The following is an 11,944-nucleotide window of genomic DNA, read 5'->3' on the forward strand; positions in this document are numbered from 1 at the left end:
TTTTAATGCGTAAATTTTAAGCTTTTACAGTGCGGTGGCCGCTTTCATATCAGCTACAAATGCTTTTAACTGCGTTGTCATCGCATCTAAATCATTAAGGTTGGCCTCAATAATTTTAACAACGGCTGAGCCTGAAATAGCACCAGCTGCACCGGCATTTAGGGCGGCTTTTACATCATCGGGAGTAGAAATACCAAAGCCTAATAAAGCAGGGGCTGCATGGTATTCTTTTAGCTTAGTTACTATGTTACCCGCTGGCATTTGCGCTTTAGTATCAGTGCCGGTAACACCCGCACGCGATAATAAATACGTGTAGCCACGGCCGTAAGATGCACATTGGCGCAGAGTATCGTCATCGGCATTTGGTGTGGCAATAAATATTGGGTCTACACCGTTTGCCATGGCTGCTTTTCTAAACATTTTAGACTCATGAAGTGGTACATCAGCAACTAAAATAGAGTCTACGCCCGCCGCTTTTGCATCTTTATAAAATGTTTCTAAACCGCGTTTAAACACAAGGTTTGAATACAATAATAAGCCAATTGGAATATCTGCATTGTAATCGCGTATTTCTTTAATAATATCAAAGCAATCTTGCGTGTTAATGTTTACATCGAGAGCACGAATATTCGCCGCTTGAATAACTGGGCCATCGGCGATTGGGTCCGAAAACGGAATACCTAGCTCCAGTGCATCCGCGCCGCCATCAATTAAGCTTTTAATAATGGCAATACTTTGCTCTTTACCTGGGTCGCCAATGGTAACAAATGGCACAAATGCACCTTGTTTTTGCTCATTAAGTGCAGCAAAGGTTTTACCGTAACGATCTGTATTTAACTGGCTCATAGCTGACCTCCTTGTGATAAAACGCTGTGTACGTGGGTTAAATCTTTATCGCCACGGCCACTTAAGTTAACCACTAAAATGCTTTCTTCTGTTTGCTCTTCGGCGTATTTAAGCGCATAAGCAAGGGCATGGCTTGATTCAAGAGCTGGAATAATGCCTTCGTTTTTAGCCAGTGCTTGGAACGCGTCAAGGGCTTCTGTATCGGTAATACCCACATATTGAGCACGGCCTGTTTCGTGTAAAAACGCGTGCTGTGGTCCAACTGCAGGGTAATCAAGACCGGCAGATACTGAGTATGACTCTTCAATTTGGCCATCGTCATTTTGCATAATGTACGTATAGGTACCGTGCAATATACCTTTAGTACCTTTACAAATTGTAGCGCCGTGCTCGTGGGTATCTAGGCCTTTACCTGCAGGCTCTACACCAATAAGTTTTACACTTGGCTCGTCAATAAAGTCAGTAAACATACCAATGGCATTAGAGCCACCGCCAACACAGGCTAGTACGGCATCTGGTAGGCGTCCTTCTGCTTTTAGTACTTGTTGTTTAGCTTCTTCACCAATGATTTTTTGATACTCTCGTACAATTGTTGGGAATGGGTGAGGACCCGCTGCGGTACCAAGTAAGTAATGAGCGTCTTGGTAGTTTGCAGACCAGTCACGTAGCGCTTCGTTTACCGCATCTTTTAATGTGCCAGAGCCGGCTGTTACCGGAATAACCTCTGCGCCCATTAATTTCATTCTAAATACATTAGGCTGTTGGCGCTCAACGTCTTTAGCACCCATATAAATGCGGCATTTTAAGCCAAGTAATGCACAGGCTAGGGCTGTTGCCACGCCATGTTGGCCCGCTCCAGTTTCGGCAATAACTTCTTTTTTACCCATACGTTTAGTTAGCAACGCTTGACCAAGTACTTGGTTGGTTTTGTGTGCGCCGCCGTGCAGTAAATCTTCACGTTTTAGGTAAAGTTTTACTTTAGGATTTTTAATTAAATTACGCGTTAAAGTAAGCGGCGTAGGGCGACCGGCATACTCGTTTAATAATTTTGTAAACTCAGCCTGAAATTCAGGGTCTTTTTGTGCTTTGTTAAATTCGTTCTCTAACTGCTTAAGCGCAGGGACAAGTAGCTCAGGTACAAACATACCGCCAAACTCGCCAAAATAAGCTGGATTTTGCATTATAACCTCAATAATTTCTGATGCTTGTAAAAGCATTTTGTAATTTGATAGGGCACTTTTTACCCGCAGATTCTTCAACGCCTGAATTTAAATCAAGGCCTAGGGCACCTTGAGAAAGCGCGTCTTTTATATTGTCTGGATTTAAGCCACCCGCTAGCATAAAGGGGGTTGTTGCGTCGCGCAGTACTGCCCAATCAAATGCTTTACCTGTACCACCGGCTTGTGTATCGCTGTGGGTATCATAAAGATGGCGGTCTACGCCCGTAGCTGGGGTTGGCAATGTATCTTTAATTGCCTGTGCTTTCCAAATTTCACAACCTTTAGGTAACTGTGAACGTAATGCGGCAATGTAATCGTCACTTTCTTGACCGTGTAATTGTACTGCGGCAAGTTTTAGTTCGTGCGCGTATTGTACCACTTGCTGCGGGCTTGCATTAACAAAAACACCGACAAATTTAAGTGGCGCACTTTGGCTCAGCTCAATCGCACAATCTAAATCAACATAGCGAGGCGATTTAGGGTAAAAAATGAGTCCACCGTACACTGCGCCGTTGTTGTAAGCGGCCTGTACGTCTTGTGCTCGGGTTAAGCCGCACACTTTGTTATCACCTAAAATCACTTTTTTGCAGGCTTGTTCTAAATCGCGCTCAGCCATTAAAGAACTGCCAATTAAAAAGCCATCACATAATGGCGCTAAACGTTTAACATCTTGATGAGTGTAAATACCTGACTCTGAAATAACCACTTTATCTTGTGGGATAAGCGTACGTAGCTTTTCGGTGGTGGCTAAATCAGTGCTTAAATCGCGAAGGTCACGGTTATTAATACCAATAATTTGCGCATCAAGTGCAAGGGCACGGTGCACTTCTTCTTCGTTACTGACTTCGGTTAATACCGACATGTTAAGCGAGTCGGCAACTGCATGTAGCGCTTTATATTGTTCATCATCAAGCACTGAAAGCATTAGTAATATAGCATCGCCGCCATAAATACGTGCCATGTAAACTTGGTACTCATCAATAAAAAAGTCTTTACAAATAAGTGGTTGCTCTACTTGGCTACGTACAAACTCTAAATAATCAAAACTACCTTGAAAGTATTTAGTATCTGTAAGTACGCTCATGCAGCTAGCATATTTTTTATAAACAGAGGTGATCTCGGTTAAATCAAACGGCTCTCTTATTAGCCCTTTTGAAGGAGATGCTTTTTTACATTCTAAAATAAACTGCGTACCCGGCTTTGCTAACGCTTTATAAAAGCTGCGGCTGGTTGGCACTGCTAGGTGTTTAAAGCTCTCTAGTGGGCGCGCGGCTTTACGCTCTATTAGCTCTTGTTTTTTATCAGCAACAATTTTGTCTAATACATTAGCCATGACTTACCTCAATAATTGCATTTAATGTGTTCATGGCTTTGCCTGAACTTAGTAATGTTTGTACCTGTTGTGCGCCTTCTTTTAATGACTGTACTTTACCGCTTAGGTATAAAAGTGCAGCCACATTGACTACGATTGCAGCATTGTGCGCATCACTGCCTTTACCTTGTAAAATAGCGAGGCTCGCATTTGCGTTATATTGTGGGCCTTCACCGGCTAGTTGTTCAAGTGAATAGTTTGCAAGGTCAAAGTCGCTTGGGTTTAATGTGTACTGCGTTATTTCGCCATTGTTTAGCTCAACTACGTTAGTTGGGCCGTGCAGGGCTATTTCGTCAGTGCCAGAACCATGCACTATCATCGCGCGCTTAGTGCCTAAAGTTTTAAGTGTTTGCGCCATTGGCATACATAAAGACTCATCGTAAACACCCAGTAATTGCACGTGTGGTGCAGCAGGGTTAGCAAGCGGGCCTAAAATATTAAAAATGGTACGTGTTTTAAGCGCAGTACGTACGCCCATCGCGTGGCGTACACCACTGTGATAATGCGGTGCAAACAAAAAGGTAAAATGGGTTTGCTCAAGGCAATGTGCAGCCTGTGCTGGGCTCATATCAATATTAATGCCCAGTGCTTTTAATAAATCAGCAGAGCCCGAATTACTCGATACACTGCGATTACCATGTTTTACCATATTAATACCCGCGGCAGCTGCAACAATAGCCGCGGTAGTACTAATATTAATCGTGTTTGAGCCATCGCCCCCGGTGCCGCAGCTATCGGCAAGTTGCGTGCTAGTGGTTGTAAAGGCAACGGCGTTTTCTCGCATTGACGCTGCAGCGCCGGCAATTTCATCACTTACTTCGCCTTTTATTTTAAGGCTGATTAGCAATGCAGTGAGCTCTATTTCGCTCATGTTACCTTGCATTATTTGGTTAAATAATGCGTTTGATTGGGCATAGTTTAACGACTTGCCTTGAATAAGTTGCTCAATAGCGTATTGAACATTTATGGTCTCTTTTGCTTGGGTACTCATAATGTCCTCTATTAGTTGGTGCGCGTTAAGTACGCAACACTTTGTTGAAGTAGCATTGCACCATTTGGCGTAAGTATTGACTCGGGATGAAATTGATAACCTAACGCTTTATCGTCGTGGTGATATATGGCCATAGGAATATCGTCAAATTGTGCAATTACCTCAATATTTTCAGGTACCTTGGTTGCCATTAATGAATGGTAACGGGCTACGGGCATGGTGTTGCCCATTCCTTCAAACACCGGGTGCGGGTTTAAATTAATGATTGATGACTTACCATGTACGGTTTCGCCAGCGTGGCCGATTACTCCGCCATAACTTTGTGTAAGTGCTTGTTGCCCTAGGCAAATGCCCAGCATGGGGAAGTGACCTTTAGCCAGTTCGATTAATTCCATTAAGCAACCTGCATCACTGGGTGCACCAGGTCCTGGCGAAAGCACTAATAATACTTGCCCAGGCTCTTGGCGCATTTTATTAAAAATAACCTCTGCGCTTATGTTATTTCTGTATACCACAAGCTCACAGCCCAGCATGGTTAGTTCATCAACAAGGTTGTAGCTAAACGAATCAAAGTTATCTAAAAAGTATATTTTCATTGGGTTTGCTGTGCTCATTTTATACCGCCTCATAAGTCGATTTTATGGCGGTGATCACCGCTTGGGCTTTAGCGCGGGTTTCGTTAGCTTCGGCTTGTGGATCAGAATCGTAAACGACACCTGCACCTGCTTGCACATACGCGGTATTATTTTTAACAAACGCTGAGCGAATAACAATGCAGCTATCCATTGCACCATCGCCTGTTAAATAGCCTACTGCGCCACCGTAGCTGCCACGGCGTTTGCCTTCGGTTTGGCGTACAAGTTCGGCAGCGCGTACTTTCGGAGCGCCTACCAGCGTGCCCATGTTCATACACGCTTGGTAAGCGTGTAGTGCATCAAGCTCAGGCTTTAATGTGCCCACCACGCGAGAAACCAAGTGCATTACTTGCGAGTAGCGGTCTACTTTTAATAGCTCTTTTGCATGGCGCGTGCCGGCTACACTAATGCGTGCCACATCGTTACGAGCTAAATCAACTAGCATTAAATGCTCTGCACGCTCTTTTTGATCGTTTCTTAGTTCAAGCTCAATACGGCTGTCTAAATCTGGGTTGATTGCGCCATTGGCAAATTTTCCACGTGGGCGAGTACCGGCAATAGGGTAAACTTCAACTTGTTTGCTTTGCACTTCGTATTTAAGCGCAGACTCAGGTGAGGCGCCAAATAAAGCAAATTCTTCATCGCGCATATAAAACATATAAGGGCTTGGGTTTTGCTTTTTAAGCTGGCTATATGCGTGCAATGAATCAGGGCAGGGCAGTGAAAACGTGCGCGAAGGCACAACCTGAAAAATATCACCATCAACGATGTTCTTTTTAAGCTTAACCACTTGCTCGCAGTAAGTTTCATCGCTTATATCAACACTTACATCGCAAGTACCTGTTTGCATAGGCGCACTAAACTCTTCTGCTTTGTCGCATAAGGCATTTAATCGTTCTAGCTCTTTACCTACCTCAAAACAATTAGCGTGTACGTCTGGGCCATTAAACACATTACCAATAAGCTCGGTAGTTTGTTTTTGATGATCGATAACCACTAAGGTTTCGGCTAAGTAAAATACGTAGTCTGGGCAGGTGTTTTCGCCATCGGGTACGTCGCTTAGCTGCTCAAAATTAGCCACCATGTCGTAGGCAAATACACCGCCTAAAAATACCGAAAACGGGTTTTCGGTGGTGCTTTTGATACTGTTTATACAGGTGCGTAGTGCGCTAAATGCATTATCGGCAACCAGTTTACTTGCCTCGTCAATGTCATTAGAACCGCCTTTATAAACAAGAGTTAGGCTTGTGTCGGTTAAGGTTGCATCGCAGCTTTGTACATTGGCTCTTAAATACGGCAGTAACTGTTTACCGTTATTAGATTGTGCGCTTACCGTGACGGTTTTACCTTGGCAAACAATGCGCAGCGCGCAGTCAACTAAAATTAAGCTTTTAACACTGTCTTTAGAATCAATTTCGGCTGATTCAAGCAGTAGCGAATTAGGCTTATCAAGTGATGCATAAAGTGCAAGTGGGCTACTAATGTAGTCGCGCACTTGCGTTATGCTAGTAACTTCGCCTGGTGTGGTAGTTATATGACTAAAAATCAAACCTCATTCCCTCAAAAAATAAAACCCCGCAATGCTTTTGCAATGCGGGGTTTGAATAACGATATCTAAATTACAAACAGATCATTACCGTCCCGCTATATCAGGCGCCACCACCAACGATGTGTAAGAGTAAGACCGTTATTCATGTTTTTTTGCCTCAAAATAAAAAATTAAATACGTAAAATTTAGTTATAAAAAAACCCGCATAGTTGCGGGTTTTGAATATTTGCTAGACACGACAATTCATCACCCAAAAATTATGAGTGCCACCACCAAATAGTGTGTTGAATTGAATTGATCATTTTTATTAATTCTTAATGTGTCTTAAAGTGGCTACAGTAAAACGTATTTAGCGCTTTTGTGTCAAGTGTTTATTTAAAACAATTTAGTCAAAAAAGTTGTTATACTTATATAAACATCTATTACCCTTAAATTTAAGCAGTTTTCTTTTGATAAAATACGATTTACACAGCCATACAACGCATTCAGACGGACATTTAACAGTTGAGCAATTATTAAACCGCGCCGTAGAAAAAAACATTGATGTGTTTGCGATAACCGATCACGACACTGTGGCTGCTATTACGCCGGCAAAAGCGTTTATCGAAACAGAAAACCTACCACTTAAGCTTATATCTGGCGTAGAAATTTCTACCAAGTGGGAAAGCTTTGAAATACATATTGTTGGGCTAAATATTGATATAAACAACAATGCCCTTACATCATTGTTATCGGCGCAGCAGCAAAAGCGTGATGAACGCGCCATTGAAATTGGCAAAAGGCTGGCAAAAAACGGTTTTGATGGTATTTACGAGCAAGCCAAGGCGCTGGCAGAAAACGCCCAAATTACCCGTGCCCATTTTGCGCGTGCATTGATTGAAAGAGGCGTTGCTAAAAATTTTCCTGGGGTATTTAAAAAATACTTAGGGCGCAGCAAAACAGGTTATGTTCCAAGCAATTGGTGTGATATGCAAACAGCCATTAGCGCCATTCATGCTGCAGGTGGGGTTGCGGTACTTGCACACCCAGGGCGTTATCAAATGTCTAATAAATGGTTACGTAAGTTACTTGTGCAATACAAAAGTGACGGGGGCGATGCCATGGAAGTTGCGCAGCCGCAACAAGCGCCCACTGAACGCCAATTTTTAGGGCAATTGAGCCAAGAGTACGGTTTATTGTGCTCGCAAGGTTCTGACTTTCATTTTCCAACTAGTTATTTAGAGCTAGGTAAAAACTTATACTTACCCAAAGACTGCCAAGGGGTTTGGCAAGTGTGGGAAGGGCAAGAAGGAGCATTATCATGAGTCAATTAATTCATATTCACCCAGCAAACCCACAGCCACGACTTATTAGCCAAGCGGTTGATATTATTAAACAGGGCGGGGTTGTTGTATACCCAACAGATTCGGGCTACGCGATAGGGTGTAACCTCGGTAATAAGCAAGCAAAAGAGCGCATTGAGCGTATTCGTGGAATAGAAAAACACCATAACTTTACGCTGGTATGCCGTGATTTATCCGAGCTGGCAACTTATGCCCGCGTAGATAACCAAATGTTTAGGCTTATTAAAAATAATACGCCAGGGCCATACACATTTATTTTTAAAGGCACAAAAGAGGTGCCAAAGCGGTTATTAAACGATAAGAAAAAAACCATTGGTATGCGCGTTATAGAGCATCCAATTGCATGCGCATTACTTGCAGAGCTTGGGGAGCCGTTAATGTCGTGTTCGTTAATTTTACCTGGAGAAGAGTTTACAGAATCAGATCCAGATGAAATTTTAGCGCGTTTAGATAAACACGTAGATTTAATTATTGACGGCGGACACCTTGCAGAGCAAGCAACCACGGTTATTGACCTATCAGAAGATGATATTCACATTTTGCGTGTAGGGTGTGGCGATACCAGCCCGTTTGAGTAACCTTGGTGAGTGATTCAACACAGGGCGAAAAAAAGACTCAAAGTGAGCCAGTGCAGCAAAAGCTGCCACTGGCTTTTTTGCATGGCAAAGCCGTTGTAGATAAACCTGAAGATTTATACATTCCGCCCGATGCACTTGAAATTATTTTGGAAACCTTTGAAGGACCGCTTGATTTACTGCTGTATTTAATAAAAAAGCACAAGTTAGATGTGCTCGAACTCTCTATTTTTAGCATTACTGAGCAATATGTCAGTTATGTAGAAATGATGAGTGAGTTTCAGTTAGAGCTTGCCGGTGAGTACTTAGTAATGGCAGCGTTATTGGCACAAATAAAATCGCGTCTGTTATTGCCTGTGCACGAGGAGCTCGAAGAAGAGGAAGACCCCCGCGCAGAACTGATCAAGCGTTTACAAGAATACGAGCAGTTTAAAAAAGCAGCCGAAAATATAGATGCCATCCCCCGTGTAGGCCGTGATATTTTCGTAGCACATGCAACTATGCCGGTTATTGAAAATACCGCTCAAAACCTGCCAGAGCTTGAGTTAAAAGATTTAATGTTAGCACTGAGCGACGTGATGGCGCGCGCCAAAACATTTGAGCATCACCAAGTGACAGCAGAAATCCTCTCTACCCGTGAGCGGATGAGCCAAATTTTAGCCCAGCTGAGTAACGCAAAAAAAGCGCTGCCGTTTAACGATTTATTCACCCTTAGTGAAGGGCGAAGCGGTGTAGTGGTTAGCTTTATTGCTATGCTTGAGCTTATAAAAGAAGGCTTAATTAGCTGTTTGCAAGTCTCACCTGATAGCTTAATTTACATAAACCTTACCGACACGCCTAATAGCTAACTAGCAAAAACCTGTAGCTCAAGTTGTATGTGCGTATATGCACAGATGCTGTTTGTATACGCTATTTTAGTTTTTCTTCACCCTCTATATTCTTAAATTATTGAATTTAGAGGAACCCACATGTTTAAAAATACGCCCACATCTTATGGCCTTATTGCCATTACTTTACACTGGTTGATGGCTTTGACCGTGTTTGGTTTATTTGGCTTGGGCTTATACATGGTTGAGCTAACCTATTACGATAGCTGGTATAAAGGCTCATTGGATTTACATAAAAGTATAGGTATAACGCTCGCCGCAGTGCTTATTTTTAGAATTTTGTGGCGCGTATTCAGCCCCAAACCTCGCCCCCTTAGTCAAAATAAAACAGTAAACCACATTGCACATACCGCGCATATTGTTATGTACCTAATTTTAGCAGTCATTGTAGTGTCGGGTTATTTGATTTCTACCGCCGATGGCAGAGCAATCGCCGTTTTTTCGATATTTAATGTACCAGCTCTGGATTATAACTTTGATGGACAAGCCGATATTGCCGGAAAAATTCATTACTACGGTGCGTGTACATTAATTGGCTTGGCTGTTTTGCATGCACTGGGGGCATTAAAGCACCACTTTATTGATAAAGATAAAACCTTAACAAGAATGATCAAACCAAAGGAATACTAACATGAAAAAACGACTATTAAGTGCAGCTCTATCGGGTGTAATGATGTTATCGGCCACTGCAAATGCAGCAGATTATGTAATTGATACGCAAGGGGCGCATGCATTTGTTACCTTTAAAATTAAGCATTTAGGCTACAGCTGGCTACACGGGCGATTTAACCGTTTTGATGGCAGCTTTAGTTACGACGCTAAAACGCAAACAGGGTCTAATATTTTAGTAAATATAGATACTGCAAGTTTAGACTCTAACCATGCTGAGCGTGATAAACACTTACGCGGTAAAGACTTTTTAAATGTGGATAAATACCCAACAGCAACATTTAAAAGCACCGATGTGAAATTTACCGATGATGATACAGCAACAGTAACGGGAGACTTTACTTTACATGGCGTAACTAAACGCATTACGTTTGAAATGGATAAAGTAGGTGAAGGGCAAGACCCTTGGGGTGGCTACCGTGCTGGTTTTGAGGGCGAAACCAGTTTAAAACTCACCGATTACGGCATTGATTATAATTTAGGCCCAGCGTCTACCCATGTTGATATTGGGCTGTCTATTGAAGGTGTGCGTAAATAATAAAGCGTAGATTAAATTAAAACGCCACTTTAGTTAGTGGCGTTTTTGTTTTTTGTAGCGTGAATTCTTGATTCTAATAAGGGTTTTAAATGTGGGGGTAACCAGCGTAACATTACTTGATGGTATTGCTCGGTTTGCTTAATTTTTTTTAATTGCTCATCTAATAGTTGAATATTTTTAGCACCTTGCTCATTTTTAGTGCAGCCAATATAGCCATAACTTAACGGTGGCGCTTCAACAATCGCTCGCTGAGTTAGGTTTTCTTCAAAGTACATAGTTTTAGCTAAGTAATGGTGCTCACTTGGGTAACCTAATAAAATATCTAAGCGCTTTAAATTAAGCATATAGGTAAGGCTGGCTAAACTATTTCGCGTTGGGCGAATAACGATATCAACATCGGGGGTGTTATTTATTACGCTGTCGAGTTGCTCGCCGTATGAGCGGTTCATAGATACACCTAACGTGAGCTTTTTTTCTGCTAATAAATCCTGCAACGACACCGGCTCTGAGTTAGGCACTTCTAGTGAATGTGCCAAACCTTTATGCATAGCAATGGAAGGTGAAAGGCCCGTGGTTGAGCTTTGCTCGCTAAAGTGAATAAACTTTTCTCTAAATGCATTTTTATAAAGTGATAGGGCACAATGTGTGGCTGATTTATTGGCTAGTTCTTGCGTAACTTTGCCAGAGGGGATAACAAGGCGATTAAACGTGATGTGCTCAAGTTGTTGCTCGAGTAAGGTTATAACGCTTTCATCACGCCCCTGGTGTTGATATTTTCCATTTAAAATGTAATAGGGCGCAAAGTCGTGCGTTAGCCAGTTAATCGTGTGGGCGTAACTGACTGAAGAAATGCTTAAATATAAGGTGATACACAAAAATGCGCGGAGCATTACTACAACTACCTAAAACAATGAAAGTATCGCTATTGTAGTCAATTAAGTGCAACAAAGTAAAATGCCAGCTACAAAGCTGGCACATTTTATTAACATTAACTGCTTAAGCAGTTAATTGCTCGCAATGATTAGTTGGCTTTTAACCATTTTACAAATTCGCGCGCTTCGCTTGCTTTTTGAAACATTGCGTTTTTCAAACCTTGTGTATCACTAAAAATAACACGTTGTTTGTTTACAGAAATTGATTGCACCGGATGGGCAATTTGGATCATAGATCCATTGTATTTATAAGACATAATAAAACTCACTTTATTCTTGTTATTTACTCTGCGCTATTTTTTATAGCCAAATGCAGTTAATAAATTAACGATGTTGTGTTTAGCTTCATTACAGTGTTGACGATCTTTATGACACTTTTGCGATGAT

13 protein-coding genes are annotated in these 11,944 nt (G+C 42.0%); 5 read left to right on the top strand and 8 right to left on the bottom strand.

What is annotated here, in order from left to right:
• Positions 1 to 24: 24 nt before the first annotated feature.
• From trpA to NQT65_RS01185, 6 genes are read right to left on the bottom strand one after another with little or no spacing between them, the layout of a single operon-like run.
• Positions 25 to 846, bottom strand: a complete 822-nt coding sequence (gene trpA, locus NQT65_RS01160) for a tryptophan synthase subunit alpha (protein ID WP_004586796.1) — start codon at positions 844 to 846, stop codon at positions 25 to 27.
• Positions 843 to 2,027: a tryptophan synthase subunit beta gene (gene trpB, locus NQT65_RS01165; RefSeq protein WP_004586795.1), complete on the bottom strand. Its 1,185-nt coding sequence runs from the start codon at positions 2,025 to 2,027 to the stop codon at positions 843 to 845. Before trpB ends, trpA begins: the two co-directional genes overlap by 4 nt.
• Before the next feature lie 7 nt (positions 2,028 to 2,034).
• Positions 2,035 to 3,399: a bifunctional indole-3-glycerol-phosphate synthase TrpC/phosphoribosylanthranilate isomerase TrpF gene (gene trpCF / locus NQT65_RS01170; RefSeq protein WP_256850286.1), complete on the bottom strand. Its 1,365-nt coding sequence runs from the start codon at positions 3,397 to 3,399 to the stop codon at positions 2,035 to 2,037.
• Positions 3,392 to 4,429: an anthranilate phosphoribosyltransferase gene (gene trpD, locus NQT65_RS01175; protein WP_256850287.1), complete on the bottom strand. Its 1,038-nt coding sequence runs from the start codon at positions 4,427 to 4,429 to the stop codon at positions 3,392 to 3,394. The genes trpCF and trpD overlap by 8 nt, the downstream gene beginning before the upstream one ends.
• 11 nt (positions 4,430 to 4,440) lie before the next feature.
• On the bottom strand, positions 4,441 to 5,043 hold the full coding sequence (locus NQT65_RS01180; RefSeq protein ID WP_004586792.1) for an aminodeoxychorismate/anthranilate synthase component II: 603 nt from the start codon (positions 5,041 to 5,043) through the stop codon (positions 4,441 to 4,443).
• 1 nt (position 5,044) lies between these two features.
• Entirely contained in the window at positions 5,045 to 6,613 is a 1,569-nt protein-coding gene (locus NQT65_RS01185; protein ID WP_256850288.1) for an anthranilate synthase component 1, read from the bottom strand.
• Between the two features lie 449 nt (positions 6,614 to 7,062).
• Here NQT65_RS01185 and rnm point away from each other — a divergent pair, with 449 nt between their 5' ends.
• From rnm to NQT65_RS01210, 5 genes are all read left to right on the top strand, one after another.
• A complete protein-coding gene (gene rnm / locus NQT65_RS01190; protein ID WP_004586790.1) occupies positions 7,063 to 7,917 on the top strand; it encodes an RNase RNM in 855 nt (284 codons plus the stop codon).
• Positions 7,914 to 8,534, top strand: coding sequence for an L-threonylcarbamoyladenylate synthase (locus NQT65_RS01195; protein ID WP_126007363.1), 621 nt, complete (start codon positions 7,914 to 7,916; stop codon positions 8,532 to 8,534). The genes rnm and NQT65_RS01195 overlap by 4 nt, the downstream gene beginning before the upstream one ends.
• A 5-nt stretch (positions 8,535 to 8,539) precedes the next feature.
• On the top strand, positions 8,540 to 9,379 hold the full coding sequence (locus NQT65_RS01200; RefSeq protein WP_004586788.1) for a segregation and condensation protein A: 840 nt from the start codon (positions 8,540 to 8,542) through the stop codon (positions 9,377 to 9,379).
• Between the two features lie 120 nt (positions 9,380 to 9,499).
• Positions 9,500 to 10,048, top strand: a complete 549-nt coding sequence (locus NQT65_RS01205; protein WP_256850289.1) for a cytochrome b — start codon at positions 9,500 to 9,502, stop codon at positions 10,046 to 10,048.
• 1 nt (position 10,049) lies between these two features.
• The gene (locus NQT65_RS01210; protein ID WP_256845100.1) at positions 10,050 to 10,625 is read left to right on the top strand and encodes a YceI family protein; all 576 of its coding nucleotides are present in this window, start codon (positions 10,050 to 10,052) and stop codon (positions 10,623 to 10,625) included.
• 29 nt (positions 10,626 to 10,654) lie between these two features.
• Here the strand turns inward: NQT65_RS01210 and NQT65_RS01215 are convergent, their stop codons facing one another.
• Both NQT65_RS01215 and NQT65_RS01220 read right to left on the bottom strand, forming a co-directional pair.
• Positions 10,655 to 11,515, bottom strand: coding sequence for a transporter substrate-binding domain-containing protein (locus tag NQT65_RS01215; RefSeq protein WP_256850290.1), 861 nt, complete (start codon positions 11,513 to 11,515; stop codon positions 10,655 to 10,657).
• A 131-nt stretch (positions 11,516 to 11,646) separates the two neighbouring features.
• A complete protein-coding gene (locus NQT65_RS01220) occupies positions 11,647 to 11,814 on the bottom strand; it encodes a hypothetical protein (protein ID WP_024033460.1) in 168 nt (55 codons plus the stop codon).
• Positions 11,815 to 11,944 lie beyond the last annotated feature (130 nt).

Origin of the sequence: Pseudoalteromonas agarivorans, assembly GCF_024518735.1 — a bacterium.
Taxonomy (GTDB): domain Bacteria; phylum Pseudomonadota; class Gammaproteobacteria; order Enterobacterales; family Alteromonadaceae; genus Pseudoalteromonas; species Pseudoalteromonas atlantica.

What these genes read in the sequence shown, in the direction of transcription:
- NQT65_RS01195 (WP_126007363.1), top strand. Translation starts at nt 7,914, where the DNA reads ATGAGTCAATTAATTCATATTCACCCAGCAAACCCACAGCCACGACTT.
- trpB (WP_004586795.1), bottom strand. Translation starts at nt 2,027, where the DNA reads ATGCAAAATCCAGCTTATTTTGGCGAGTTTGGCGGTATGTTTGTACCT.
- NQT65_RS01220 (WP_024033460.1), bottom strand. Translation starts at nt 11,814, where the DNA reads ATGTCTTATAAATACAATGGATCTATGATCCAAATTGCCCATCCGGTG.
- NQT65_RS01205 (WP_256850289.1), top strand. Translation starts at nt 9,500, where the DNA reads ATGTTTAAAAATACGCCCACATCTTATGGCCTTATTGCCATTACTTTA.
- trpD (WP_256850287.1), bottom strand. Translation starts at nt 4,429, where the DNA reads ATGAGTACCCAAGCAAAAGAGACCATAAATGTTCAATACGCTATTGAG.
- NQT65_RS01210 (WP_256845100.1), top strand. Translation starts at nt 10,050, where the DNA reads ATGAAAAAACGACTATTAAGTGCAGCTCTATCGGGTGTAATGATGTTA.
- trpA (WP_004586796.1), bottom strand. Translation starts at nt 846, where the DNA reads ATGAGCCAGTTAAATACAGATCGTTACGGTAAAACCTTTGCTGCACTT.
- NQT65_RS01215 (WP_256850290.1), bottom strand. Translation starts at nt 11,515, where the DNA reads ATGCTCCGCGCATTTTTGTGTATCACCTTATATTTAAGCATTTCTTCA.
- NQT65_RS01180 (WP_004586792.1), bottom strand. Translation starts at nt 5,043, where the DNA reads ATGAGCACAGCAAACCCAATGAAAATATACTTTTTAGATAACTTTGAT.
- trpCF (WP_256850286.1), bottom strand. Translation starts at nt 3,399, where the DNA reads ATGGCTAATGTATTAGACAAAATTGTTGCTGATAAAAAACAAGAGCTA.